The sequence below is a fragment of the Dyadobacter fermentans DSM 18053 genome (genome assembly GCF_000023125.1).
GTDB lineage: Bacteria > Bacteroidota > Bacteroidia > Cytophagales > Spirosomataceae > Dyadobacter > Dyadobacter fermentans.
This window is the reverse complement of sequence record NC_013037.1, coordinates 6,174,115-6,201,075: the sequence shown is the minus strand read 5'-3', so window position 1 is coordinate 6,201,075 and position 26,961 is coordinate 6,174,115. Positions and strand designations below refer to the sequence as shown.

At 51.7% G+C, this 26,961-nt stretch carries 24 protein-coding genes; 10 read left to right on the top strand and 14 right to left on the bottom strand.

What is annotated here, in order from left to right; translation table 11 throughout:
* Window positions 1-69 precede the first annotated feature (69 nt).
* The 6 genes from DFER_RS25580 (at window position 70) to DFER_RS25555 (ending at window position 7,519) form a co-directional block, all read left to right on the top strand.
* Window positions 70-1,230 carry a glycosyltransferase family 4 protein gene (locus DFER_RS25580; RefSeq protein WP_015814575.1) on the top strand — a complete coding sequence of 387 codons (1,161 nt, stop codon included), beginning with the start codon at window positions 70-72 and terminating at the stop codon, window positions 1,228-1,230.
* Window positions 1,223-2,209, top strand: a complete 987-nt coding sequence (locus DFER_RS25575) for an NAD-dependent epimerase/dehydratase family protein (RefSeq protein WP_015814574.1) — start codon at window positions 1,223-1,225, stop codon at window positions 2,207-2,209. Before DFER_RS25580 ends, DFER_RS25575 begins: the two co-directional genes overlap by 8 nt.
* Window positions 2,196-3,338 carry a LegC family aminotransferase gene (locus tag DFER_RS25570; protein WP_015814573.1) on the top strand — a complete coding sequence of 381 codons (1,143 nt, stop codon included), beginning with the start codon at window positions 2,196-2,198 and terminating at the stop codon, window positions 3,336-3,338. Before DFER_RS25575 ends, DFER_RS25570 begins: the two co-directional genes overlap by 14 nt.
* 23 nt (window positions 3,339-3,361) lie before the next feature.
* Complete coding sequence (locus DFER_RS25565) at window positions 3,362-4,093, top strand: nucleotidyltransferase family protein (protein ID WP_015814572.1); 732 nt, start codon at window positions 3,362-3,364, stop codon at window positions 4,091-4,093.
* Window positions 4,094-4,233: 140 nt separating this feature from the next.
* On the top strand, window positions 4,234-6,639 hold the full coding sequence (locus DFER_RS25560; RefSeq protein WP_041736684.1) for a TonB-dependent receptor: 2,406 nt from the start codon (window positions 4,234-4,236) through the stop codon (window positions 6,637-6,639).
* Between the two features lie 49 nt (window positions 6,640-6,688).
* The gene (locus tag DFER_RS25555) at window positions 6,689-7,519 is read left to right on the top strand and encodes a CvfB family protein (protein ID WP_015814570.1); all 831 of its coding nucleotides are present in this window, start codon (window positions 6,689-6,691) and stop codon (window positions 7,517-7,519) included.
* Between the two features lie 71 nt (window positions 7,520-7,590).
* Here the strand turns inward: DFER_RS25555 and DFER_RS25550 are convergent, their stop codons facing one another.
* Together DFER_RS25550 and DFER_RS25545 are read right to left on the bottom strand one after the other, a co-directional pair.
* Complete coding sequence (locus DFER_RS25550; protein WP_015814569.1) at window positions 7,591-8,895, bottom strand: amidohydrolase family protein; 1,305 nt, start codon at window positions 8,893-8,895, stop codon at window positions 7,591-7,593.
* A 30-nt stretch (window positions 8,896-8,925) separates the two neighbouring features.
* Complete coding sequence (locus DFER_RS25545; protein ID WP_015814568.1) at window positions 8,926-11,958, bottom strand: amidohydrolase family protein; 3,033 nt, start codon at window positions 11,956-11,958, stop codon at window positions 8,926-8,928.
* A gap of 174 nt (window positions 11,959-12,132) precedes the next feature.
* Here DFER_RS25545 and DFER_RS25540 point away from each other — a divergent pair, with 174 nt between their 5' ends.
* From DFER_RS25540 to DFER_RS25525, 4 genes are all read left to right on the top strand, one after another.
* Window positions 12,133-12,429 (top strand): hypothetical protein, encoded by a 297-nt coding sequence (locus DFER_RS25540; protein WP_015814567.1) that lies wholly within the window; start codon window positions 12,133-12,135, stop codon window positions 12,427-12,429.
* A 76-nt stretch (window positions 12,430-12,505) separates the two neighbouring features.
* On the top strand, window positions 12,506-13,138 hold the full coding sequence (locus DFER_RS25535; RefSeq protein ID WP_015814566.1) for a hypothetical protein: 633 nt from the start codon (window positions 12,506-12,508) through the stop codon (window positions 13,136-13,138).
* A gap of 6 nt (window positions 13,139-13,144) precedes the next feature.
* Window positions 13,145-13,888 carry a DUF3307 domain-containing protein gene (locus tag DFER_RS25530; RefSeq protein WP_015814565.1) on the top strand — a complete coding sequence of 248 codons (744 nt, stop codon included), beginning with the start codon at window positions 13,145-13,147 and terminating at the stop codon, window positions 13,886-13,888.
* Between the two features lie 71 nt (window positions 13,889-13,959).
* The gene (locus tag DFER_RS25525; protein WP_015814564.1) at window positions 13,960-14,331 is read left to right on the top strand and encodes a DUF4890 domain-containing protein; all 372 of its coding nucleotides are present in this window, start codon (window positions 13,960-13,962) and stop codon (window positions 14,329-14,331) included.
* A 78-nt stretch (window positions 14,332-14,409) separates the two neighbouring features.
* On the opposite strand, the gene DFER_RS25520 is transcribed toward DFER_RS25525, so the two are convergent.
* The 12 genes from DFER_RS25520 to ligA form a co-directional block, all read right to left on the bottom strand.
* The gene (locus tag DFER_RS25520) at window positions 14,410-16,005 is read right to left on the bottom strand and encodes a peptide chain release factor 3 (protein WP_015814563.1); all 1,596 of its coding nucleotides are present in this window, start codon (window positions 16,003-16,005) and stop codon (window positions 14,410-14,412) included.
* A gap of 147 nt (window positions 16,006-16,152) precedes the next feature.
* The gene (locus DFER_RS25515) at window positions 16,153-16,764 is read right to left on the bottom strand and encodes an inorganic pyrophosphatase (RefSeq protein ID WP_019942513.1); all 612 of its coding nucleotides are present in this window, start codon (window positions 16,762-16,764) and stop codon (window positions 16,153-16,155) included.
* A gap of 61 nt (window positions 16,765-16,825) precedes the next feature.
* A complete protein-coding gene (locus DFER_RS25510) occupies window positions 16,826-17,797 on the bottom strand; it encodes a glycosyltransferase family 2 protein (protein ID WP_015814561.1) in 972 nt (323 codons plus the stop codon).
* A gap of 59 nt (window positions 17,798-17,856) precedes the next feature.
* Complete coding sequence (locus DFER_RS25505; RefSeq protein ID WP_015814560.1) at window positions 17,857-18,579, bottom strand: tRNA1(Val) (adenine(37)-N6)-methyltransferase; 723 nt, start codon at window positions 18,577-18,579, stop codon at window positions 17,857-17,859.
* An 8-nt stretch (window positions 18,580-18,587) separates the two neighbouring features.
* The gene (locus DFER_RS25500) at window positions 18,588-19,217 is read right to left on the bottom strand and encodes a ribonuclease H1 domain-containing protein (RefSeq protein WP_015814559.1); all 630 of its coding nucleotides are present in this window, start codon (window positions 19,215-19,217) and stop codon (window positions 18,588-18,590) included.
* Between the two features lie 113 nt (window positions 19,218-19,330).
* Window positions 19,331-20,569, bottom strand: a complete 1,239-nt coding sequence (gene pepT, locus DFER_RS25495) for a peptidase T (RefSeq protein ID WP_015814558.1) — start codon at window positions 20,567-20,569, stop codon at window positions 19,331-19,333.
* Between the two features lie 30 nt (window positions 20,570-20,599).
* Window positions 20,600-21,064, bottom strand: coding sequence for a pyrophosphohydrolase domain-containing protein (locus DFER_RS25490; protein ID WP_015814557.1), 465 nt, complete (start codon window positions 21,062-21,064; stop codon window positions 20,600-20,602).
* Window positions 21,065-21,117: 53 nt separating this feature from the next.
* Window positions 21,118-21,687 carry a MarC family protein gene (locus tag DFER_RS25485; protein ID WP_015814556.1) on the bottom strand — a complete coding sequence of 190 codons (570 nt, stop codon included), beginning with the start codon at window positions 21,685-21,687 and terminating at the stop codon, window positions 21,118-21,120.
* Between the two features lie 84 nt (window positions 21,688-21,771).
* Window positions 21,772-22,485, bottom strand: coding sequence for an NUDIX hydrolase (locus DFER_RS25480; RefSeq protein ID WP_015814555.1), 714 nt, complete (start codon window positions 22,483-22,485; stop codon window positions 21,772-21,774).
* A 74-nt stretch (window positions 22,486-22,559) separates the two neighbouring features.
* Window positions 22,560-23,618: an aminotransferase class V-fold PLP-dependent enzyme gene (locus DFER_RS25475; RefSeq protein ID WP_015814554.1), complete on the bottom strand. Its 1,059-nt coding sequence runs from the start codon at window positions 23,616-23,618 to the stop codon at window positions 22,560-22,562.
* 139 nt (window positions 23,619-23,757) lie between these two features.
* Window positions 23,758-24,648, bottom strand: a complete 891-nt coding sequence (gene dapA / locus DFER_RS25470) for a 4-hydroxy-tetrahydrodipicolinate synthase (RefSeq protein WP_015814553.1) — start codon at window positions 24,646-24,648, stop codon at window positions 23,758-23,760.
* A 65-nt stretch (window positions 24,649-24,713) separates the two neighbouring features.
* Window positions 24,714-26,801 (bottom strand): NAD-dependent DNA ligase LigA, encoded by a 2,088-nt coding sequence (gene ligA / locus DFER_RS25465; protein ID WP_015814552.1) that lies wholly within the window; start codon window positions 26,799-26,801, stop codon window positions 24,714-24,716.
* Window positions 26,802-26,961: the final 160 nt, after the last annotated feature.

Sequence of the window (26,961 nt, the reverse complement as noted above, 5' to 3'; positions counted from 1 at the left end):
TGCATTGATTTCCGTTTCAGTCCTGTCCATCGGATAAAGCCCCCCGGTTTCGACTGAAATCAGAAATCAATGAAGGTACTGGCTATCCATAACATACTTTGGTCGCATTACAAGGCCAAAATTTTCACAGAACTTCACCATCGGCTTCGCAAGGAAGGCAACGACCTTTTTGTGCTGCAACTGGCTTTCAGCGAACTGAGCCGGCTCGGTCTTAAAACCGACCTGAGCATCCACACATATCCCTACGAAGTCCTTTTTCCCGATAAAGCCATCGAGCATATCGGCCACCGCGAAAAAACCCAGAAGCTTATCGCAGCGCTCAGGGCGTACAATCCCGATGTAGTTTACCTGAATGGCTATTACGACCCCTCCTATTGGGTTGTACTTGCATATTGCAAACTCCGGAAAATCAAAATTGTGCTGGATTTCGAAAGCAGCGAAATCAGCAGACGGAGGGTCTGGTGGAAAGAGGGGATGAAGAAATTTTTCCTCAACCAATGCGACGCGCTCGTGTGCCTGGGACAAAAAGCCGCTGAATACGCCCTGAAACTTGGCGTCCCGCGCGACCGGATTATGAGCACAAAGAACGTCGGCGTAGATAATGAAGCGCTGCTCGGGATTTTTACGCGCGAGCGGCAATTACGCGCTCAACGGAAGGAGGAAATGGGCCTTCCGCCGTACAATTTTTTATATGCAGGCCGGTTCGTCGCCCGGAAGAACCTCGACCTGTTCATCCGGGCTTTTCACGAAGCGCAGCAGCTTTCGGCGCACGGGCATGAATGGGGGCTGATCCTCAGCGGAGAGGGAAACCAGAAGCCGCGGTTACAGGAATTGATCCGCTCTCTCGGCATGGAATCCGTGCAATGGATGGAGCCTTGCGAATGGTATGAAGTACCGATCCGGTACACGCTGGCAGACGTGGCTGTGCTGCCAAGTACTTTCGAACCCTTCGGGTTTGTGACAAATGAAGCGATGGTATATGCGATGCCGGTGCTGGTGTCGGAGCGCTGCGGCAGCGCCCATGACCTGGTGATCGATGGTTTGAACGGCTTCCGGTTCGACCCTTATAGTCAGCCGGATTTTACCAGTAAGCTGCTGTGGTTTATGGACCATCCCGAAAAATTCGGGCAAATGGGCAGCAACGGGAAAGCGATCATCGATCAATGGTCGCCCGATATCATTACAGACGAACTCATTCTATCATTTCATAAAGTATCCACACATGTTTAACAAGAATAGCAAGACGGTCCTGGTGACGGGCGGGGCAGGTTACATCGGCTCCGAACTGGTCCGAATCATGTTGCAGGACGATTACCGCGTGGTCGTTTTGGATAACCTTTCTTTCGGCGGCGAGTCGCTGCTCAGTTTTTGGGGTAATCCCGCATTCAGGTTCATCAAAGGCGATCTGCTGAACGATGAGGACGTTAAAAAGGCACTGGAAGGTGTCCATTATGTATGCCACCTTGCCGCCATTGTAGGCGAACCTCCTTGTAAAAAGTTTCCCGACCTGGCATTACAGGTCAACTGGCACGCCTCCGTACGCCTCTACGAGCTTTGCGAGGAAGCCGGCATCGAACGGTTCGTATTCGCTTCCACGTGCAGCAATTATGGCAAAATGGCCATCGCGGATGACCTGCTGGACGAAAGCGCCGACCTCAACCCGATTTCACTCTACTCCGAGACCAAAGTCAACTTTGAAAAATATCTGCTTAGCCACGAAAGTAGCACTATTACGCGCACTATACTTCGTTTTTCCACCGTTTACGGCATCTCGCCACGGCCGCGGTTCGACCTTACCGTGAACGAGTTCACCCGTGACGCGGCATTAGGAAAACCCCTGCTGATTTACGGCGAAAACTTCTGGCGACCGTACTGCCACGTGAGCGACCTGGCGCGGTCGGTAAAAATGGCGCTTGAAGCCGATAAGGACAAAATCGACGGCGAGGCATTCAACGTGGGCGACACGGCCCAGAACTACACCAAAAAAATGCTCGCCGCCGAAATCGGCAGGGAAATACCATCGCTGGAAGTGAACTATCATCCGGTGGTAACCGACCCGCGCGATTACAAGGTAAACTGCGACAAAATCAAGCGCGTGCTGGGCTTCGAAATTTCCAAAACCGTTCCGAACGGCATTCAGGAAATAGCGTCGCTTTTCAGGGAACAGGTAATCAGCGAACCGATGAACCCGCGCTATGGAAACGTCTAGCCCCATCCCGCTCTGCGAGCCAAACCTCAATGGTCGCGAAAAAGAATACATGGCCGAGGCCGTGGATTCCAACTGGCTTTCCGGCGGGAGCTTTTTGAAGCGCTTCGAACAGCAATTGGCCGACTACACGGGCGCTTCGCACGCGATCGGCGTCAGTAACGGTACCAGCGCATTGCAGGTCGCGCTCACGCTCGCTGGCGTGGAGCGCGGCGACCTCGTACTGGTGCCCGACCTCACGTTTGTAGCAACCGCCAATGCCGTCAAATACCTCGGCGCCGATCCGGTAATGATCGACATTCACCCGGCTACCTGGCTGATCGACACGGAACTGCTGCTCGATTTTCTGGAAAAGCACACCTACCGGAACACCGGCGGATGCTTCCACAACGAAAGCCACCGACGCGTAAAAGCGGTCGTGCCGGTGCATTTGCTGGGCAATGTGTGCGACATGGAGCTGATCAATGATATTGCTGCGCGTTTTTCAATTAATGTGGTGGAAGACGCGGCATGTTCGCTGGGATCGTTCCGGCACAACAGGCATTCAGGAACGTCGGGATTGCTGGGGACGATGAGTTTCAACAGTAACAAAATCATCACCACAGCCGGCGGCGGCGCCATCCTGACTAACGACGAAGCGCTTGCCAAACGGGCCAGGCACCTCATTACCCAGGCCAAAAGCCACGCCACCGAATACATTCACGATGCCCTTGGCTACAATTTCCGACTCGTAAACCCGCTCGCAGCCATGGGCGCCGCACAGATGGAGCAGCTGCCCGGCTTTGTGCGGCGGAAAAAGGAAGTTGCCGAATACTACTGCAGGGTGTTCGATGGACTACCGGTTCAGTTCCAACAGCTCACACCCGGCACCGATTCCAACCACTGGCATTCGGCCATGCTCGTGAACGAAAGCCGCGCGCTGATCGTCGCATTGGCTACCGAAAGCATTGAGACGCGCCCTTTATGGACGCCCATTCATCAGTTGCCCGTGTTCAGGCAAAACCTGTTCATTACGCGGGAAAACGTATCGTCGGAAGTTTCGTTGCGCGGCATGATGCTCCCCTGCTCGACTTCCATCACCGACACGCAGTTACAACGGGTCGGAAAGACTATCAAAAGGTATATTAGTTAATCCAGGTATTCCCTTTAAAACCTATGCATTGGAACATCGAACCAAACTACTGGCCTGTCAATGTCGTGATCATGGCCGGAGGCAAAGGAACCCGGCTGAAACCACTCACCGATAATACCCACAAATCGCTCATCCCGGTGGGCGGGAAGCCCATTATCCGGCATCTGATCGACCATCTGGCCTCATTCGGCCTCCGTGAAATACACATTTCGGTAGGACATCTGGCTGAGCAGGTGATCGAATACCTCGGCGACGGCTGCGAACCGGGCGTGACGCTGCGGTACGTGAAAGAGCGCATTCCGATGGGCAGCATTGGCGCATTAACCCTCAAACAGCGCTGGCCGCATGAGCACTTCCTGGTCATCAACGGCGACGTGTATGCCAATTTCGACGTGCACCACTTCTGCTCGACCTACTTCGCACGCCAGGCCGATATGGCCGTTCTGGCGGTTCCTAACACCGTAAAAGTGCCTTACGGCGTGTTAGAAATAAACCAAAACGGCGATATCAGCCATTTTTCCGAAAAACCGGAGTATGATTTAATGGTAAATGCAGGTGTTTATATTTTCAACCAAAAGGTATTGAACCTCCTCCCGAAACGCATTGCCTACGAAGGCTGGCAGCTGATCGAGTCGGCGATGCATGCGGGATTGCATGTCGCGGGTGTGCCCCAGGACTCGGGGTACTGGATCGACATCGGCAGCATGGAAACGCTCCAAAAAGCACAGGAAATGAGTCAGATACACATTCCGTAACCCTAGCCGGAGCTGGCACGCAATTTTTTTTCATGAAGATTAAAAAGCCATTAAACCTTCGGGCGGCTTTTCAATCTAACGGGCTCACCTTCAACCTAACATATTGCCGGGCAATGCCGGGCGCTATGGCCACCGCCGTCATGAAGAAACTATTGCTGATCGTTTCATTCCTCGCATTACCAGGCTTTCAGCTCCTGGCGCAGGATGAACCTGCACACACCTACCCCATTACCGGTAAGCTTGAAGATTCGGACAAAAAACCGGTCCCCTTTGCCAATGTCGCGCTCCTCGCAGCGCGTGATTCCGCATTGATCGGCGGCGGCACCGCCGATGAAAACGGTCTTTTCAACATTCCTGCCGAGCCGGGCAGCTACCTGCTCAAAATTACCTTTCTGGCTATGGACGAAAAAATCGTCCCTAACATCCGCGTGGCGGCGCAGCCCGTGGCCCTAGGCACGATCACCCTTACCTCCAACGCCCGCGTGCTGGAAGAGCTCGTGGTGCAGGGCGAAAAAAGCCAGATGGACCTTCAACTCGATAAACGGGTTTTTAATGTAGGCAAAGACCTTGCGAATATTGGAGGCAATGCGTCGGATATCCTCAACAATATGCCGTCGGTGACCGTGGATGTGGAAGGTAACGTGGCATTACGCGGAAGCGGGAATGTCCGCATTCTGATAGACGGCAAGCAGTCGGGTATGGTCGGGCTCAACCCGGCCGAGGCGCTGCGGCAAATTCCGGCGGATCTGATAGAAAGCGTGGAGATCATCACCAACCCGTCGTCGCGCTACGACGCCGAGGGGGAAGTGGGGATCTTGAATATTGTCATGAAAAAAAATATCCGCTATGGGCTAAACGGGACATTTACGGGAACGGCCGGCTATCCTTCCAACTTCGGGGCGTCGTTCAATGTGAACTACCGCAGAAAGAAGGTGAACCTGATCGCAAATTACGGCTGGATGTACCGCGACGGCCCTGGCCGGGGACATTCCAGGCAGGAATACAACAGCGCCGACACCAGCTTCGTGTATGAGCAAACCAACCGCCGCAACCGCGCCGGCTACTCCAACAACGTCCGCGTAGGCCTCGATTATTTCCTGAACAACTACAACACCATCACGGCCACCCTCTCCTACCGCCGCTCGCAAAACGACAACAAGTCGCAGCTCGAATACCGCGACTTTGACATGAACAACCTACTCACCCGCACCGTCACACGTACGGAGAATGAAACCGAACCGCGGACGAACATCGAGGCGGCGTTCAATTACGTAAAGACGTTTGAGAGAAAAGGGCAAAGCCTGACTTTCGACGCGAAATACATTCTGAGCGACGAAACGGAGGCATCGCGGTTCCGTGAGGTGGCTAACAACAATTCGGTTGATATCCGCCAGCGATCGTACAACACCGAAGATGAGAAGAACTTCCTCGCCCAGTTGGATTACATTCACCCGTTTGGCAAGGACGGCAAGGTGGAAGCCGGGTTAAAAACCTCCATCAGGCTGCTGGACAATGATTTTTCGGTGCACCAGGAGCAGGAGTCCAATTACTGGGTAATCCTTCCGGACTTCGACAACCGGCTGGCCTATGACGAGAAAATCCACGCGGCCTACCTGATGGCCAGCAACCAGTTCGGAAAAGTATTTGTGCAGGCCGGCTTGCGCGGAGAATACTCCGACATCCTGACCGAACTGAAAAAGACCGGTGAGACCAATCACCGCCGGTATTTCAACCTCTTCCCAAGCATTCACTTATCCTACAAGCTGCAAGACGCGCAAACTTTGCAGCTCAGTTACAGCTACCGCCTGAGCCGCCCGAGCTTCCGCGATCTGCTCCCATTCTCAAATTTTAGCGATTCCCGCGTTTTCCGCGCCGGTAACCCGCTGCTGAACCCCGAGTTCACGCATTCATTCGAGGCAGGGCATTTGATTAATATGGAAAAGGGGACATTGCTTTCCAGCATTTACTACCGCCGCAGGCTGGGTGTGGTGGAGAACATTACTTCGGTCGACTCTACCGGTTTCACCACCATCACCCCCATTAACCTCGCCACAGGCGATTCGTACGGATTTGAATTCAACCTCACTTATGACCCTGCACCGTGGTGGAAACTGACGGCCAATGCGAATATTTTCAGGGCGATGAACGAGGGTTATTATAACGACAGGCTGTATTCGAGCGACACTTATTCCTGGACGAGCCGGTTATCGTCGCGTGTCACATTGTTCGGGTCTGTTGACTTCCAGACGTCGTTCAACTACCGCGCGCCGAGGCGTACCACGCAGGGAAAAGACCTGTCCATTTACTTTATCGACCTCGGTTTATCCAAAGATATCCTCAAAGGCCGCGGCACCCTCACGGCGAGCGTCCGCGATTTACTCAATTCACAAAAACGACGCAGCATAACCGAGAATGCAGGCTATTACTCCTATTCGGTATTCCAATGGCGGCCACGACAGTTTCTGCTGACATTTTCATACCGCCTGAACCGCTCGAAGGAAAAGCAGAACTTTGAAAAGGGCGGCGAAATGGGTGATGAAGAGTAAATACGGCTTTAAAGCGCTACCTTTGCCGGCAAACCTCGTTATTTGAATAATGCTATTTATCGGAAAATACAATTACCTGACCATCGAGCGGGTCACCAGCGTAGGAATGTTCCTGAGCGATGTGGAAGGTGAAGAAGTGCTTCTTCCAAATCAATACATCACCGACGACATGCAGGTCGGCGACCAGATCAAGGTATTCGTCTACCTCGATTCCGAGGATCGGCCGGTAGCGACTACGCAAACGCCGAAAATCATCCGCAACGAGTTTGCATTCCTGGAAGTGAAGGATGTTTCCGAATACGGCGCATTCCTCGATTGGGGCCTCATCAAGGACCTTTTCGTGCCCTTCCGCGAGCAACCCCAGCCGATGGAAATAGGCGAATGGCACGTCGTATTCCTCTATCTCGACCAGAAATCGCAGCGCCTGCTAGCCTCCGCCAAAATCGATAAATTCCTGGAAAACGAACGACTGACGGTGCAGGAGGGCGAGGAAGTAAATCTGCTCGTTTGGCAAAAAACCGACCTGGGTTACAATGTGGTCGTAAACCAATATCACAAGGGCCTTATTTATGCCAATGAAGTGTTTCAACCATTACAAATAGGCGATTCGATCAAAGGGTATGTTAAAAAGATCCGCGAAGAAAACAAGCTCGATATCAGCCTGCAAAAAGCTGGCTACGAGGTGGTAGAACCGGTATCAAAGCAAATCCTGGAAGAAGTCAAAAAAGGCAGCGGCTTCCTGAACCTATCCGACAACTCCTCCCCCGAAGAAATATACACCCGCCTGAAAATCAGCAAAAAAGTCTTCAAAAAAGCCATCGGCGGCTTGTACAAGCAAGGCATTATCCGGATTGAGGAAGACGGGATTTACCTGGTTTGACAGTCATATCAACGCAAAGGGCATCCATCGATTTGTTGATGGATGCCTTTTATTTTAACCGTGCATAGGAATCACTTCTTCCCGTACTTCTCCTTATACTTCTCGTAAAGCCGTTTCTGTTTGTCATCCAGATTCACTTTCCCGCCGCGGATGAAGGCCATTTGTACCACGTTTCCGCGCATGTCGAGGATGTCGCCGTCGGAAACGAGCAATGAGGCTTGTTTTCCTTTTTCGAGCGTGCCTACCTGCTGTCCGGCCCCGATGATGTCGGCAGCGTTGCGGGTTACAAATTGCAATGCATCCTCAGGCGCTACGTCGCTGAAACCGGATGCGGTGCCTGCCAGAAAACCGAGGTTACGCGTGCGCCACCATTCGTCGGCGTACGTGATCGCTACTATCACACCGGCTTTGTGCAGTATTCCCGGCAGCTCGTAGGGCAGGTATACATTTTCGTCGGCGCCGTCGGGAAGCCGGTGTGTGGTGTTGATGATCACCGGAATCTGGTGCTCTTTCAGGAAGGAAGTCACCTTGTGGGCCTCGTTACCGCCTGCGATGACGATTTTCTTCACGCCTGCTTCCTTCGCAAAACGCACGGATTCGATGATATCCTTGGCGTAATCGGCGCGGATGTAGAGGTTTGCTGTTCCTTCAAAAAGCGGCTTCATCGCAGCAAGGCGCAGGTTCACCGGGCTTGGGTTCGCGATTTCCGAGTAGGCTTTTGCTTCTGCAAATGTCTTTTTGAAGAGGTCGATCGTTTCCTGGCGCTTTTCGTTCCGTTTGATCGCGTAGGTAAATGTCTCGTTATCAAACTTTCCCGCGAGAAAAGGTGGCCAGCTTAGCCATATTCCGTCGTCCTTTTTTAGGACGGCATCTTCCCAGTTCCAGCCATCGCTGTAAAACACCGATGACGACCCGGAAATCGCGCCGCCCTGCGGAACCGATTGCGACAATAGAATACCGTTGCCCCGCAAGGTAGGAATCACTTCGGAATCGGTATTATAAGCCACAATTGCGCGCACGTGCGGATTGATCTCACCCACTTCCTGGTAGTCCAGCGTGGCCCTTACCGAAGCAATTTCCTGTAAACCGACGGTTGTGTTGAGGGAGATGAGGCCGGGATAAACGTGCTTTCCTTTCACGTCTATCGTTTCGGCCCCTGCCGGTGCGCTTACCGAACCGGCAGGCCCTACCTGCGTGATAATGCCCTTGTCGAATGCAATGGCTCCGTTCGGGATCACCTTCCCGTTCCCGACATGAATGGTTGCGCCGGTGAGGACGATCGGCTTTGCCTGCGGTTTGGCAGGTGCCGGGTTTTGCGCCTGCGATCCTGCCGACAGTCCAAAAAGCAGGCAGGCAATCAATGTATATTTTTTCATGAATATCAAATTGAATCTATTGAAACAGTATTACTTACCCACCTCCGCGTGTTCCGCGTGGATGCCGACAACATCCTCGCAATGCCACATGTGGGGCTTGGTCGCTTCCGGCTTTTGCGTCGGCTTGCCTTCGGCCTTTTCGCCCAGCATTTTCTGGATCAGCCTTTCGCGTTCGGTGGCGATCAGTTTCTGTTTCTCCTCATCCTTCTTACGGTCAAAATAAATGGTGCCTTCGATCATGGTGAATTCAGGCCTTGCATACACCGACAGCGGGCTGGCATTCCAAAGCACCAGGTCTGCATCTTTACCCACTTTCACGCTGCCCATGCGATCGTCGACGTGGAGCAGTTTGGCGGGATTGAGTGTCACCATTTTCCACGCTTCCTCTTCCGGCACGCCGCCATATTCGACGGTCTTGGCTGCTTCCTGGTTGAGCCGGCGGGCCATTTCGGCGTCGTCGGAGTTGATGGCCACGGTAACACCTTCGTGATACATGAGTGCGGCATTATACGGGATCGCCTCTTTCACTTCCATTTTATATGCCCACCAGTCGGCGAACGTGGAGCCGCCGATGCCGCGTTTCTGCATGCCATCGGCCAGCTTGTAGCCTTCCAGGATGTGCGTAAATGTATTGATTTTGAATTTCAGGGAATCCGCCACGTGCATCAGCATGTTAATTTCCGACTGCACATAAGAGTGGCAGGTGATGAACCGCTCGTTGCCCAGGATCTCAGCCAGCGCATCGAGCTCGATATCGCGGCGAGGCGCGGTCGCATTCTGCTTTTTAGCATTCGCATTGTAGCTTTTCCAGCTTGCCGCGTATTCTTTCGCACGCAGAAAATGGTCGAAATAAACCTGCTCCACGCCCATGCGCGTCTGCGGGAAGCGCACGCGCTGCACATCGCCCCAGTTCGACTGCTTCACGTTCTCGCCCAATGCAAACTTGATCGTTTTCACGCCAGGCATCAGCATTTCCGACTGGCTGGCACCCCATTTCAGCTTGATCATAGCGCTCTGGCCACCAATGGAGTTCGCCGAGCCGTGGAGCAAATGCGAGGCCGTAACGCCGCCTGCCAGCTGGCGATAAATATTGATATCGTCGGGATTGATCACATCGCTCATACGCACTTCCGCCGAGCTCGTCTGGCCGCCTTCATTGATACTGAAAAGTGCGATATGCGAATGCTCGTCGATGATTCCGCTGGTCAGGTGCTTACCCGTTCCATCGACCGTCCTGGCGCCGGAGGGAGCAGCCAACCCTTTCCCTACCTTGGTAATCGTCCCGTTTTGAACGATCACATCCGCATTTTGAAGAATACCTTCCTTTTCGTTTGTCCAGATCGTCGCGTTTTTAATCAGGATGGTTTCCCGGGCAGGCAATGTTTCATTGCCATAGCCCACGAATGGATAAACGATCGGGCCATTTTCCCGGGTTTTAGGTTTGGTCGTATCGGCTGCTGCTATGGCCCGGTACTTTTCGGTGAGTGCCGCGCTCCATGGGATCACGGTTCCATTGGGCAGCACGCCTTCCCCGGCAAACCCGCTGCCGCTCAGCCAGCCCGTCAGACGGGTCGTCCCGCCAGTTTTTTTGTCCTGCTGGTAGGTCAAGGTGAGTAATGCGTTGGAAAGTATCGCTTTGGGCGTGATTTGCACCGAGTCACTGATAACGATTTTGTACTCCGGCTTTTCCGGCGAGCCTGTGATCTGCAATTTTCCGGCAGGCTGGTTATTCAGCGATAACGAGTAGCTGCCTCTGATATCGGGCGCATCCAGTGCCGTGAGAACGAATTTCTTGCCTTGGACCCAGTTTTCATAAATCACATTATCCTTCGAAAACAGGTCGCCGGATGTGATGATGAAATTGGCCAGCATGCCGGGTTTGAGGCTGCCGATCTGTTTGTCCGCCTTGATGAGCGAGGCCGGAAGGGTGGTCAATGCCGCCAATGCCTTTTCCTTCGGCAAGCCGTATTCAATGGCCGTGCGCAGGTTTTTCCAGAAATCCGCTTTGTTTCGGAGGCCCGAGGCCGTGAAAGCGAACGGAATATCGGCCTTCGCCACTTCCGACGCATTGGCCGGCGCAAGTTCCCAGTGTTTGAGCTGGCTCATGGTCACCATCTCCGCGTCCCACGGGTCTGAAACGTCGTAGGCGTCCGGGAAAACGAGCGGCAGTAGCAATGTAGCCTTGCTCTCGCGGATTTCCCGGATGCGCTGATATTCATCGCCTCCTCCGCGGATAATGTATTGAATGCCAAATTCATCACCGATTTTATCGGCCCGCAAAACGCTGTATTTATCATTCGCTTCGAAAAAAGAAGGCAATCCTTTAATCCGGTTGAATGCTTCCAGCGACAGGTTGGTTTCCTTATTATCTCCCCCTTTCGCGTACCAGTCACCATCGTAATAGTTCTGCCGCAGCAGCGCCACTACGCCCATACCCGACGACGGGTAGGTTTGCGAGGAACTTCCCTTGCTGAACGAAAAGTGGGCCGATGCCCGGCTGTTCAGCATGGCCTTGTTGGCGGGCTCGTCGGTGAGGGTTACGAGTGCGCCGTTCCCGCGCACGATACCGTCGTGCGCATGCACCAGCACCGTGCCGAAGCCGATTTTACGCAGGTCGCCTGCCTTTCTATCATCGGGTGTAAAGAGGATACTCGCATCCGTTTCGGGCTGGATGGCCTGGTTCCAGCCAAAGGCGCCTTTCTTGTTCGATTCCAGCTGAGGGGTTTGCCGCCCGCCTCCGCCTTGGGCTCTTTTCACCTCCGGCATTCCATAATCGGAATCCAGTTCGATGAGCGAAGCGTAGATAAATTTGCCTTTCAAATCAATGGCAACCGTTCCGGCGGGGATTTTCACCTGCTTGCCCGTTTCACGGATCACCCCGTTTTCGATCAGCATGGTTGCGTTTTCTATCGTGGTTTTCGGGTCGGCTACGATCGTGGCATTGGTGAAAGCGTACCGGCCGGTTCTTTCATCGTAGGCACCGTTGCGGGGGAAGGTTTCCTGCGCATGGCAGTAAATCGCCAGGGTTGTGCAGCCTAATATCGTTGATAATTTTTTAAACATAAATGGATTTGGGATTTCAATTATACCGTACAATATACAAGTAAAATCGGTAAATCAGGGCTCAGGGGCACGTTTCGGGCCAGGTTACAATTAGCCCGCAGAATTTTCATGTTGTTTCGAAATATTAGCATCTTGCAACCGGTTTTTTCCGTCATCCATCATTATCCACTCACCATGTCATTCGAACAATTCCAGGAAACACTCACACTCCCCACGCCTCCAAATGGCCTTCCAGTGCTTCTGGAAGCACTTTGGCACGACGCCAAAGGCGATTGGGAAGCGGCTCACAACATCGCACAAAGCAAGGAAGGAACGCGCTCTTACGACCGTTTGCATGCCTACCTCCACCGCGTCGAAGGTGACACGTTCAATGCCGGATATTGGTACAGACGTGCCGGAGCAGAGGTTTTTAAGGGCAGTTTGAAAGATGAATGGACCCATTTGGCAAAGGCTTATCTGGAAAATGCATAAGGTTTTTACCTTATATCTGCCTGATATAAGGTTTTTAGCTTATATTTGTGATATATAAGCAAAAAGCCTTATACTCATGAAGACGTTCCAGGCCGTTATCACCGCAGATATGGTGAACTATACCCAGTTTTCACGCGAGGAAACAACTTTGTGGCTGGAAGAAATGCTCGCCATTCTACATCAGAACCAGACTTTTAAATGGACGCTCGCGCCTGAAATATACCGTGGCGACAGCTTCCAGGCCGTGCTGAAAAACCCGGAAGAAGCCATGCGCGTTGCCATCCTCGCCCGCGCATCCATGCGCAAGCAGGCTCCCGCCGCCGACCTGCGCATAGCCATCGGAATCGGCAAAACCGAACAGCTCACCGACCGCCCCGGGACTTCCGATGGCGAGGCGTTCAGGTTATCGGGGCACCTGGCTGATACGATGCGCCGGCAGAAAGCCAGGATCGGCATTGCGCTGCCCAGGCCCTCGGAACCGCTGTCGGCCACGTTGGATCTGCTGGAAACGGTCATCGATAGCTGGACCGTGGCCCAAAGCCAGGTGATTGAAGCCCTGCTGCAAGGCAAAAATGTAACTCAAATCGCCGACATGCTTTCCATCAGTCAACCGGCAGCGAGCCAGCGCATTGCGGCTTCCCGGTGGTGGGCAATTGAAAGTTTTCTTGCTACCTTTCCGCAGCAGTTATCACTATACACCAAACGCTAACCTGCAATGAAAGAATTTTTGCTGCTGCTTCTGGCCCATATTCTCGTAGATTTCTACTGGCAGCCGACCCGCTGGGTAACCGACAAAAAAGAGAAAAAGTACAAGTCGCGCTACCTGTATTTCCATACATTGCTGGTCATCATCGTGTCGTATATTGCCCTGCATCAGTGGAAAAACCCGCTTCCGGCGATTTTGCTGGGCATTGCCCACGGGGTAATCGACCTTGTTAAAATCTCATTCGACAAAAAGGGCTCGCTTACATGGTTCATCGCCGACCAGGCTGCTCACCTGGCCACAATTGCGCTCACTGCAGTGATTCTGACAAGCAGCATTCCCATTGGTTTTCAGTCATTTATTACGTGGATCAACACTCCCAAAACCCTTGCAACGGTGTCCGGTGCGCTGCTTTCGCTGTCTCCGGTGTCGTTTCTGGTTGGTATCCTCACCAGGCCCTGGCGGGAAGAACTCAGCAAACTGGCCCCGGACGCCGACGATAACCTCGCCAATGCCGGCCGTTGGATAGGTATGTCTGAGCGTCTGCTCATTTTTGTTTTTGTATTAGTAAACCAATATTCAGCCATCGGCTTCCTGATCGCCGCCAAATCGCTCCTCCGGTACAATGATAAAGCGACCGATACGGGCATTCCACCGGCGTACATCAGCAAGAAATCCGAATATGTGCTCGTGGGAACGCTCATGAGCTACACCTGCGCCATTGCCGTGGCACTGGCCGCGAAGATGCTTCGGTAAATATTTCCAAAAGCGGGTTAAACTTGCCGTTCATTTTCGTATCTAACCGCGGTATCTAAACTTATTTGACCATGAAAAAATCACTGTTGGCCATTTTGATGGCTTTTGCAAGCTTTACAGCTTTCGCCCAACGCGGCGGCGGCAATATGACAGCCGAACAACGCGCCGAAAATCAGACCAAAACCCTGACCGAAAATCTCAAACTTTCGGACGATCAGCAAAAGCAGGTCTACAACCTGAGCCTGACACGCGCACAGAAAATCCAGGAAATGCGGGATGCCCAGAAAATGGACCGCGAACAAATGCGCGCATCAATGGAAACATTCAACACCGAACTCGCCAAAATCCTGACCGTAGAACAGCAGGAAAAATACAAAACCATGCTGGAAGACCGCCGGAATAACCGCGGCGGAGGAGGTGGCGGAGGCGAACCACGCAACTAGGGCCAAATGAAAGCAAAACGGGCTGTTTCATACGTGTGAAACAGCCCGTTTTGCGTATTCAGTATTAAAACCGGCACATTACAATGCCATTTCAGTCTTAAACTCGGATGTAAAATGGAAGTGAATGGCGGGGTTGTTTTCGCGGTTCATACGAATCATCCATTCGGATTCGGCAAGGAAAACCGGGTTGCGGTCCTTGTCATAGGCGATCTGGTTGCCTTTGAGGCGGACAAACTGGTCCATGGCCGGCTTGTCGTCGGCGGTGAGCCAGCAGGCGCGGGAAATATTCATCGGCACCCAGCGGCATTTGGCGCCATATTCGTGTTCAAGTCGATATTGGATTACGTCAAATTGGAGTTCTCCAACCGTACCTACGATTTTTCTATTGCCTAAATCGAGGGTGAAGAGCTGCGCCACACCTTCGTCGGTGAGCTGCTGGATGCCTTTTTCCAATTGCTTGGATTTCATCGGGTCCATGTTGATCAGCTCTTTGAAAATCTCGGGCGAGAAGCTCGGAATTCCCGAGAATTGCAGGGCTTCGCCTTCGGTCAATGTATCGCCGATTTTGAAGTTACCGGTGTCGTACAAACCGACCACATCGCCCGGGAAGCCTTCGTCCATCACGCTCTTGTCCGAAGCCATGAAGGTGAATGGGCTGGAAAAACGCACGTCCTTGCCCAAACGAACATGTTTATAGAATTTACCCCTTTCAAATTTCCCCGAACAAATGCGTAGAAACGCAATGCGGTCGCGGTGGCGGGGATCGAGGTTGGCGTGGATTTTAAATACAAAACCGGTGAATTTAGGCTCCGTTGGCTCCACCTCGCGTACGTCGGTCGGGCGCGGTTGCGGGATGGGCGAAATCTCGCAGAATGTGTCCAGCAACTCCTTGATACCAAAGTTATTGATCGCACTTCCGAAGAAAACCGGCGCGAGCTGGCCTTTCTGATACGCTTCCTCCGAGAATGCATCGTAAACGCCTTCTACGAGCTCCACGTCCTCTGTCAGCTGATTGGCATCTCTTTCACCAAGCAATTCTTCCAATTTCTCGTCTTCAAGGTTCACCTTCGCGACGTCCGCCTCGATTTTGGTTTTGTTGATTTTGAAGAAATACAGCATTTGCTCGTACAAGCTGTAAACGCCTTTGAAATTGGCCCCAATATTAATCGGCCAGGTAAGCGGACGAACCCGGATATTTAGTTTGCTTTCCAGCTCGTCGAGCAATTCGAACGGGTTTTGCCCTTCGCGGTCGAGCTTGTTGATGAACACGATCACCGGCGTATTGCGCATGCGGCAAACTTCCATGAGGCGCTCGGTTTGCTCCTCGACGCCCTTCACGCAGTCCACCACGAGGATTACGCTGTCCACCGCCGTGAGCGTGCGGTAAGTATCTTCGGCAAAGTCCTTGTGGCCCGGCGTATCGAGGATGTTGATCAGCAGGTCTTTGTATTCAAAAGTCATTACCGACGTCGCCACCGAGATACCGCGCTGCTTCTCGATCTCCATAAAGTCGGAAGTCGCCGTTTTCTTGATCTTATTGGATTTCACCGCCCCTGCCGTCTGGATCGCGCCCCCGAAAAGGAGCAGCTTTTCCGTCAGCGTGGTTTTCCCGGCATCGGGGTGACTGATGATCGCAAACGTGCGGCGCTTCTTAATTTCTTGTAAATTACTCATATATGCCTGGCAGCGAGTGCCAAATGGTTGGTCAAAATTTGCGCAAAGATACGAATTAAAAAAAGCCGCCCCTAGCAGGAGCGGCTCTAAATTCCGTCGCGTTATGGGATGCTCATCCGATAACCGGCGTTACAATGCTGCGTCGATTCAATAATAGGAATGCTTGTAATCTTCTACCGACGTGAGGATCACTTCGTGCGCCTCTTCCTTCCCGTACACATTGGTAATTTCAATGTGCGCTTTCTCGCCAGGCAGGTTTTTGTAAGTCAGGAAGTAGTGCTTCAAACGCTCCACGATACCGTCGGGCAGTTCGCTCAGGTCGTTGAACTGACCGTACACTTCGTCGCCTTTCAGCACGGCGATGATCTTGTCATCTGCCTCTCCGCCGTCGATCAGACGAATACCGCCGATAGGCTTCGCTTCGCACATGATGTTACCGTGTGAAATGATTTTTTCGCACAATACAATGATATCCAGCGGGTCACCATCACCTTCGGTCACATCGCGACCGGAACGCTCACGCGCCAATGCGGCGATTTTATCCGCGCAATAGGTTTTGGGAATGAAGCCGTACAATGCAGGAACGATGTTCGAATATTTCTGAGGGCGGTCGATTTTAAGGTAACCGGTGGCCTTGTCAATTTCGTACTTTACGGTATCGGTAGGAACAATCTCAATAAATGCAGTAACTAATTCGGGTGCCTTATCACCCATTGGAATTCCGTGCCACGGATGTGCCTTGTGTACGTTAGCGATCATTAGTTGTGTAATAGGTAATAACTTTTAAACTTAAATTTCGTTGAATACTAATCCTGATTTTCTACAATCCTGCTTTCTCGGCAATCGTGTAGTCTCCTGTTTTTGAAACAGCTTGCTTTACAAACAATTCACCCAAAAATCCTGCGAGAAATAATTGAGAGCCTACCGTCACCGCCACCAGCGCCAGAAAGAACAGCGGATTTTCGGTAACATTCCGGTAAGGCAACAAATTGTAAATGTTATATATTTTTTTCCCGATCAACCACATTGCTATAAGGCTTCCAAGAAAAAACATAAGAGTTCCCAGACTGCCGAACAAATGCATCGGTCTCCGTCCAAACTTATTCACAAAGGCGATCGAAAGCAAATCCAGAAAGCCAAAAATGAACCGTTCGAGGCCGAATTTTGTGTGACCGTATTTGCGTGCCCGGTGCTGCACCACCTTCTCCCCGATCTTCGCGAATCCATTCCATTTCGCAATCACCGGGATGTAGCGGTGCATTTCTCCATAAATAGTGATATTCTTGACGACATCCTTGCGGTAAGCCTTTAAGCCACAGTTGAAGTCGTGCAGGTGCACGCCGGAGATCTGGCGCGTGGCCGCATTAAAAAGCTTCGTAGGGATCGTTTTCGTGATGGGGTCGTAGCGCTTTTTCTTCCAGCCCGAAATGAGGTCATAACGGTCGTTGACGATCAAACTGTACAGTTCCGGTATTTCGTCCGGACTGTCCTGCAAATCGGCATCCATCGTGATTACCACATTCCCTTTTACCGCCTGAAAACCGGTTTGCAATGCGGCTGTTTTGCCATAATTCCTCACAAAACGGATGCCGCGCACATTGGGGTTTTCCTGTGAAAGCCGTTGTATCACCTCCCAGGAGCGGTCCCTGCTGCCATCATCCATGAGCAGGACCTCGTACGTGAAATGATTTTCGTCCATAACCCTCGCAATCCACTCGCATAGCTCGGGCAGCGACTCTTCTTCATTATAAAGCGGGATAACAACGGAAATCTGGATAGCTTGGTCGGTCATGTACGATTCAGTGACAATGCTTTGCCGGTAATTTGCCGCAAAGTTCGTGTTTTTCCTGATCAAAATTTCAAATAAAAAGCTTTTAGCAATTCCCTGAAACGCGGATCATGCGTCACACCATCTTTTTCATAAATATACAAGTCAGGCTCAACGATCACATTATGAGCAACTTCCGCACGCTCAAAGCGCATCAGCAGGCGGAATGCTTTTTTGTCTTCCTGATGAAACAATGTCAGTTTCCGGGTCAGTTTCCAGCCAGCATGTGCCGCTTTCTCTGCGAAGCGACTGCCTTCGTCTACCGGAAAAAGAATGTTGAATTTACCTTCCGGCTTCAAAAGCCGCTCAATAGCCGTCAGTAATTCCTCAAAATCAAGGGATTTGGCATGATGGGCGATATTCTTCTTATCAATCGGCGAAAGCAGGTCCGACTGGAAAAACGGCGGGTTGGTAATGATCACGTCATACCGGTGCTCGGACACAAATTCTTGCACCGCCGAATGGAAAAGCGTAATGCGGTCGTGAAACGGACTTTGTTCCACATTTTCACCGGCCTGGTAAAACGCCTCCGCATCAATTTCCACAGCGTCGATCATCGCGTACGTGTTGCGCTGCGCAACCATGAGCGAGAGCAGGCCCGTTCCGGCCCCTATGTCGAGAATGCGGTCGGCGTCCTCCACATCCGCCCATGCGCCGAGGACGCAGGCGTCGGTACACACTTTCATCGCACACTGGTCCTGCCGGACCGTGAACTGCTTGAAACGGAAATGGGCGTTGCGGGGCATATTATGCTTTATTTTCGTCCAAAATCAGCCGGATTTTCGCCCCAATATTCCGTCTCCCATTTCAATATCCTGTTGGGGTAAGTGTTTGTTGCAAGCCATCGTTCGGCGCGCTGCAACATTTCAAAAAGCGGCTTGTTCCGTGGGGTCAAAGCCAGATTGGTATTGGCGTGTTTCTTTTTAATCCAGGCCATCGCCGTTTTAGAATCCGTGTAAATCGGCAGGTCGCTTTCCTTTTTCTGCAAATAGGCCAAGGCATGCACGATCGCCAGAAACTCGCCGATATTATTGGTGCCGTCTTTAAACGGCCCTTGCAGGAAAATGCGGTCGCCGGTGGCGTAATACACGCCCTGGTATTCCATGTCGCCGGTAGCCGTGTTCCAGGCCGCATCTACGGCAATGCTGTTTTTAATCGGTCGGCCTACATTAGCAGGCGGTTCCTGGACGGCGGGTTTGCTATCCTTTTTGGCTACAAATTCCCAGTAATTCCGCTGAATGGCCGCCTCGGCCTCCTGCAACGAGTCGAACGACTTGTAGCGCGCATCCTCGAAGCCCTTAATCTGCGCCTCACACTCCTTCCAATCGGTAAAAACCCCGGTTTTCCGGCCCTGCCAGACGACGTAGAACTTTGTCTTTTTCAATGATCGAATGATTGAATGGATTAATGATTGAATGACTGAATGATTGAATGATTGAATGATTGAATGATTGAATGATTGAATAAAAATATTCGGTCATTCAGTCATTCAATCATTCAAAATTTCTTCTCCTCCCAAACGCCCGCCAAACTGACGATGACCTCCACCGCCTTCTCCATATCCTGCACCGATACCCATTCCAGCTTGGAGTGGAATGCGTGTTCGCCGGCGAAGATGTTCGGGCAGGGCAGGCCCATGAATGAGAGGCGCGAGCCGTCGGTGCCTCCGCGGATGCTGCGTTGGATGGGATTTAAACCTACCCGTTCCATGGCCGTCAATGCGTTTTGGATCACTTCCGGGCGCTGGTCGAGCACTTCTTTCATGTTCCGGTACTGTTCCTGGACTTTAAATTCGGCGGTCGAATTGGGGTATTCTTTCAAAACATCTTCCATAATGCCTTTCAGAAAATCCTCTTTTTCATGCAGGCCTGCAACGGTAAAATCGCGGATAATGAAGTTCAGCACTGCTTTTTCCTGAATCCCTTCCATTTGCACCGGATGAATAAAGCCCTCCTTATCCTGCGTGGTTTCGGGCGAAAGTCTGTCTTTCGGAAGTCTTGCCAATATTTCAGCAGCGATTTTCAATGCATTTTCCAGCTTGCCGATCGCGTAACCCGGGTGCGTACTTACACCGTGAATGGTGATTTTCACGCCATCGGCTGAAAACGTTTCATCTTCCAATGTCCCGATCGCCTCGCCGTCCACAGTGTATCCGAAATCGGCGCCCAGCTTTTGCAAATCGACTTTTTCGGTGCCTCGGCCTACTTCCTCGTCCGGTGTGAAGAGGATTTTGATATCCCCGTGTTTCAGCTGCGGATTAGCGAGCAAATGTTCGGCCGCGGCCATGATTTCGGCCACGCCCGCCTTATTGTCAGCGCCCAACAATGTGGTGCCGCTGGCGGTAACAATGTCGTTCCCGATCTGCTGGTCGAGATCGTGCAGCTCTCCTATCCGCAAAACCTGCATGTTATCGTCCGGCAGGATTATGTCGGAGCCGTCCCAGTTCCGGTGAACGATCGGCTTCACATTTTCGCCGGTAACGTCCGGCGATGTGTCCACGTGCGAGCAGAAACAGATCACCGGAATGTCCGCTTTATCGGAATTCGACGGGATCGTCGCATACACGTACCCATGCTCGTCCACATGCGCGTCCGCAACGCCCAGCGCGCGAAGTTCTTCGGCGAGCAGGTTGCTCAGGTTACGCTGCTTGGCAGTGCTGGGAAATGTTTCCGAGTTAGGGTCCGACTGCGTGTCTATTTGCACATAACGCAGGAAGCGTTCGAGAACAGAGCTCATAATGAATCGATTGAAGTTTTTGAAATACGACTAACCGATAATCGACGCCAGGTCAGCCGGCGAATAATTGATGTTTTTCAAAGTCTTGTCGTCGGCCGTGCGGTACACGAGGTATTTGCCATTATCTTCCTTGAAATAGCAATCCGTGCCTTTGGCCTGGTAATGCGCCACAGTCGCTTCGGCTTCTTCCATCGAGTTGCACGCTTTGGACATATTCGAGCGCTGCACTTCGTCGAACAGCGTCCGGAACTTCTCGCCCAGCCCGAATTCCAGCACCGCGCCGGAAAGCACGTATTGCAGGTCGCAAAGGGCGTCGGCCACCTCCACAATGTCCTTTTCGAGGATCGCAACTTCCAGCTCCTTCAATTCCTCGGCGAGCAATGCCACGCGCAGGCGGCTTCTTTCTTCGGAGGGGATCGTCGGCGTTTCCAGGATCGGGTGTTTGAAAGTTCTGTGAAAATCCGCGACTTGATTAAGGCTATCCAGTTGTTGCATTGTTATATGGTTTAAAAAATTGGTCTTACTTGAATGTTACGCCGGGGCGCCACTTACATCGAAAGGTTGGTTTTGAAAAGCTTAATAGATATAGCCAACAGAATGATTCCGAATACTTTACGAAGAATATCCGTACCGCCCTGCCCCAGCTTCCTTTCGAGCCAGTTCGATGATTTTAATACGAGGTAAATAAAAAAGAGGTTCAGCACGATGCCTACCAGGATGTTCTGGATCTGGTAGGTCGAGCGGAGCGAAAGTAATGTCGTCATTGTGGCCGCGCCCGCGATCATCGGGAATGCGATGGGGACGATGGATGCCACGCCCACGTCGATATTTCCGTGCTTGAAAATGTCCCTTCCCAGGATCATTTCGAGCCCCAGCAAAAACAGGATAATGGCCCCCGCGATGGCAAATGAGGCGATATCGACGCCAAAAAGGCTTAGTAACCGCTCGCCCAAAAACAGGAATATCACCATAATGGCTCCGGCAACGATGGTCGTTTTCTCGGACTCGATCTTGCCGAGTTTCCTGCGGAAATCGACGATAATAGGCAATGAGCCAAGCACATCGATCACCGAAAAGAGGATCAGCGTGACGGAGATGATTTCCTTGAAATTGAACATGAGCTTACACTTTCGCGAGGTTTGGTCCCGCAAAGTTGCTCAAATCCGACTGCTTACACAACCATCACCCCGAAATAGCGGCGGCTAAGAAGCGCTTCCCGGCAGGAAGTTCAGGAAGGTATTAAACTGCTTTTTATATTTCTCCTCGTCGATTTTGTAGAAATACGCGCCCTTTTTGGAATAGCCTTTCTGCTTCTCGTCCAGTTTTATCAACAAGTTGGTTGACAAGAGTTTACGGCTAAAATTGCGCTTATCCAGCTCCGTTCCGAAAATCGCTTCGTACAATTTCTGCAACTGGGGAATCGTGAACTTTTCAGGCAGCAATTCGAAGCCGATCGGGTGCTGCGAGGCCTTGTAACGCAGGTGCTGAATAGCCATTTCGACCATCATGCCGTGGTCAAAGAGCAGCTTAGGCAATTCCTGCATCGAAAACCACTGCGCTTCGAAGTTTTTGGAAATCTTATGGTCGTAATCCTCCACATTAATGAGTGCGAAATAGGCGACTGACACCGTTCGCTCAACGGGATCGCGCTGGGGACTTCCGAATGTGTAAAGTTGTTCGAGGTAAATGTCGGTGAGATTGGTCAATTCAAACAGGATGCGGGACGATGCGCCTTCGAGGCTTTCGTCGGGTTGTACCCAGCCGCCCATAAGCGACCATGTGTGATGCTCGTCTTCAATGCCCCTTTTTACCAACAACAATTTGAGCTCTTCGCCATCAAAACCAAAAATGATAGAATCCAGCGCAACCAGACATTTCGTCTGGGCCTGGTATTGCTTTAAAATATCTAATCGCACAATTTAGAAATCCGCAAGTGAGTAGATTTGTTTTTAGTAATAAATACATTGAATGCCATTTACTACTCATTCCGTCAATACGCGGCCATTTTCACCAAAAAAGCCTTCAACGTCGCGATTTCCGCATCGCTGATAGCCGGGAAGTTGGCAATCCGGAAGCTGGTATCCTTCTCTTTGCCATAGCCGTTACCAAGCGTGATGCCCTCCCTTTTCGCAGCGCCTTTCAGCTCCGAAATCCGCTCTTTCGTTTCCCTGACGGCAATGACCGTATCGGAACGTACCGCCGTGTTTTCAACAACCAGCTCATAACCGTTTTCGAGCAGGAATGCATACCAATCGTGCGCGCGCCGGCGGGTCTGCTTGTCCGTTTGCTCAATGGCCGGGACCTGTTGCATTACCTTTCCGAGCAGATAAATACCGAGGATATTGGGGGTAAAGGGTGTCTGAAACTTCAAAAAGTTATCGCGTATAAACAGCAGGCTATTGTAATGCTTCCGTTCTCCCACCTGGATCGCCCGCTCGATAGCCTTCGGCGAAACGACCATCACCGCCAAACCGGCCGGTAATCCGAAACATTTCTGCACCGACGCATACCACACATCCGCATTCTCCCAGGGCAAGACCACCCCGGCCATGGAAGAAGTTGCGTCCACGGCGATCAGGTTATCGACTTTCTTACGAATGTCGAGCAGGAAGTCCTCGGGTATTTTGGTCCCGTTGGACGTTTCGTTATGCGTGACGCAAATCAGTTCATTGCGTGAAAACACAGCGGAACGGTCCATGAGCAACGTTTCGTTGAGGCCGAACGCCGCGTCGCTCGTCCGCAGCGAAATGCGGTGGGTATATTCCATCCATTTTTCGCCGAATGCGCCGTTGTAAATATGCAGGCTGGAATCGATGAGCAGCGATTGCGCGATGATTTCCCAGCATTCGGTGGCCGACGACACGAGGTACACTTCGTAACCAGCCGGAATGTCCAGTTTCGCTTTTAGGTCCGCGATCGTTTTTTCGAGCAACTGCATAAAGACCTCGCTGCGATGGTTGGCGCTGATCAAACCGCTGGCAAATGCCTCCGAAATGAATTGTTCGACCTCTGGATAAACCTTGCTGGGTCCTGGATAAAAGGTGATCATAGAATTTCGCTTTTGGTTTAAAACAAAACATCACAGGCCGGATTTAAATCCCAAACCTGTGATGCGAAATATAACGTAAAGCCGGAGTATCAGATGACAACACCTGACCAATATTCACCGCTCTTAACGAGCCGGCCCATCAGATAAACCCTTCGCGAACCATCGCCTTCTCCAACTTCTCGCCCAGTTCTTTCGACGCTTTCAGCAACGGCAAACGTACATCGGAGCTGCAAATGCCTTTGATTTCCAGACACTTCTTGATCCCAACGGGGTTAGATTCAATGTAAAGCAAGGTATCGAATTCCAGAAATGCGAGCTGCAATTTGGCAGCGTCTTTAAAACGGCCTTCGAGTGCAGCCCAGGTGAGTTCGCCGAATTCTTTCGGGAATGCATTGGCAATCACCGAAATAACGCCATGCCAGCCTACGCTCACCATGGTGGTCACGAGGTTATCATCACCCGAAAGCAGCAAAAAGTCCTCCGGCGCACGGGCAGCGAGTTCCATGCTTTGTTCGAGGCTTCCGCCGGCGTCTTTGATACCGATAATATTCGGATGAGCCGCCAGTTTCACGATCGTATCCGCCTTCATATTGATTACCGTGCGGCCCGGAACGTTGTATAAAAGTACCGGAACCGGCGAAGCATCGGCAATTGCCGTAAAATGCGCGATAATGCCTTCCTGCGTGGGTTTGTTATAATAAGGACAAACAGACAGGATCGCATCCACGCCGGTAAAATCGGTTTCCTTAATTGTATTCAGTACCGACTGGGTATTGTTGCTTCCGATACCGTAAACGATCGGCAGCTTTTTGTAGTTATTTTCGATTGTAAATGCCAGGATCTCACGCTTTTCCTTGGAAGTAACCGTTGGCGACTCGCCAGTTGTTCCTTGTACAACGAGGTAGTCGGTACCACCTTCCGTGACCAGGTCGATCAGTCTTTTCAGACCCGGATAATCAATCTCATTTTGTTCATCAAAAGGTGTGATCAGCGCCGCTCCTACCCCTTTGAAACGTTGGTCCAATGGCATTATTTACTTATATAATTGTTAGATTTTAAAACACAAAGTTAGCCTTCCGGGGCTATTTTCTTCACTTAATTTCCAATCATTGCTAAAAATTCTTCTTCGGAGATGATTGTAACGCCCAGTTTACGTGCTTTTTCGAGTTTGGAAGGGCCCATATTGGCGCCGGCGAGCAGGTAATTGAGCTTCCCGGACACGCCGCTGAGCACCTTTCCGCCGTTCGCTTCGATCTTCTCTTTCAGCTCGTCGCGCTCGAAATTCTCGAACACGCCCGAAATCACGAACGTTTTGCCGTCAAGCAAGTCGCTTTCGATCTCCACCGGCTTTTCATCGCTTTCCATTTGCAAACCGGCGCGTTCCAGTCGCTCAACGAGCATTTGATTTTCCGGCACGCTGAAAAACGATTCGATACTCAATGCAATGCGCCCGCCGATTTCGGGCACGGCGGTGAGCTGCTCGTAAGTTGCCGCCCGCAATGCGCGCATGGATTTGAAATACGCCGCGAGCTTTTCGGCCACCGTTTGTCCCACAAAGCGGATTCCCAATGCGAAAAGCACGTTTTTGAACGGCACGGTCCGCGACACCTCTATGCCTTTCAGGATGTTTTCTACCGTTTTTTCCCTGAAACTGATCTTTTTCAATTTGCCCGTTTCTTCGTTCAGCAGGTTCTTTTCGAGGCCGAGCAGTTTGTCGTGATTGAGGTCGTACAGGTCTGCGGGTGTGCGCACGAGGTCCAGGTCGAAAAGCAACTCGATTTTACCTTCGCCCAAGCTTTCGATATTCATTGCCTTTCGGTGAATGAAGTGCTCGATGCGGCCTTTCAGCTGCGGCGGGCAATGGCTGTCGTTGGGACAAAAGAACGCGACTTCACCTTCGTTACGCTGCAATTCGTGGCCGCATTCGGGGCAATGCGTGGGGAATATTACCGGTTCGGTTTCGTAGTTTTCTCGTTGCGAAACGTCCACTCCTGTGATTTTAGGGATGATTTCGCCGCTTTTTTCAACAAACACCGTGTCGTTGAGCCGCACGCCCAGCCTTTCCAGCTCGTTGGCATTGTGCAGGGTAGCACGTTTCACCCGCGTGCCCGACAAATGCACGCCTTTAACCTGATTATAAGGCAATGCCCGCTCCGAAAGGTCGCAAAGATTGGCTACCGGCGTCACCGCGCCCGTCCGCCCCACCTGGTAGGTCACCATCCGCAGCACGGCGGGTTTGTTCTCCGCTTTGTATTTGTAAGAAATCGCCCAGCGCGGGCTTTTGGCTGTAAATCCAAGCTCCCGCTGCTGTTCGAACGAATTGATCTTAATCACAATACCGTCCGTAGCGAGCGGCAAATGCGCCCGTTTCTCCTCCCATTCATGAATGTATGCAATCACCTCGTCGATCGTAGAAACTTTCTTCCAGCCCGGCGACACGTTAAAACCCCACGATTTCAGCGCCAGCAAACTTTCCTCATGGCTTTTGAAAAATGCATTATCCGATAAAAACGAATAAATGTAACTATCCAGCCCGCGCCGCGCCGCCTCCGCCGAATCCTGCAACTTGAACGAACCCGACGCGGCATTGCGCGGATTGGCATACTGGTTTTCACCCAGCGTTTCCATTTCCTCGTTCAGTTTCTGAAATGACGAAATGGGCATAAAACCCTCGCCCCGGATCTCGAAAACAGGCGGAATGCCGTCCGCTTTCACGCGGAGTGGCAATGAGCGAATAGTCTTTACATTGTTGGTGATCTCGTCGCCGCGTGTGCCGTCGCCGCGCGTGACGCCGCGCACAAGGACGCCGTTTTCGTAGGTAAAACTGAGGGAAATACCGTCGAATTTGAGCTCGCAAATGTATTCGTAAGCCTCTCCATCCAGCCCGCGGCGCACGCGGTCGTCGAAACTGCGGAGTTCGTCTTCATTATAGGTATTATCGAGCGAGAGCATCGGGTACCGGTGGTACACGGCATTAAATGACTTTGTGACCGTCCCGCCGACGCGCTGCGTGGGTGAATCGTCCTGCCGGAACTGCGGGTATTCGCTTTCCAGGGCTTGCAGCTCTTTGAGCAGCTGATCGAATTCGTAATCCGATATTTCCGACACGCTATCCTGGTAGTAGCGGTCATTGTAGTAATGCAGCTTTTCTGAAAGCTCCTGGATTCTCTGTTCGGGATTCATAGTGGTCACGGCGGCTTTAATGATTCGGCCCAAATTTAAGATTTAATTCAAATTTTGAACGTGGAGTTGTTGCAGTCATTTCCGATTGAAAACCCAGGAATGTCAGTTGAACATTGGGCTTTGCGATACCCTTTCAGAAGCAAGCCCACTTTGTATTTTG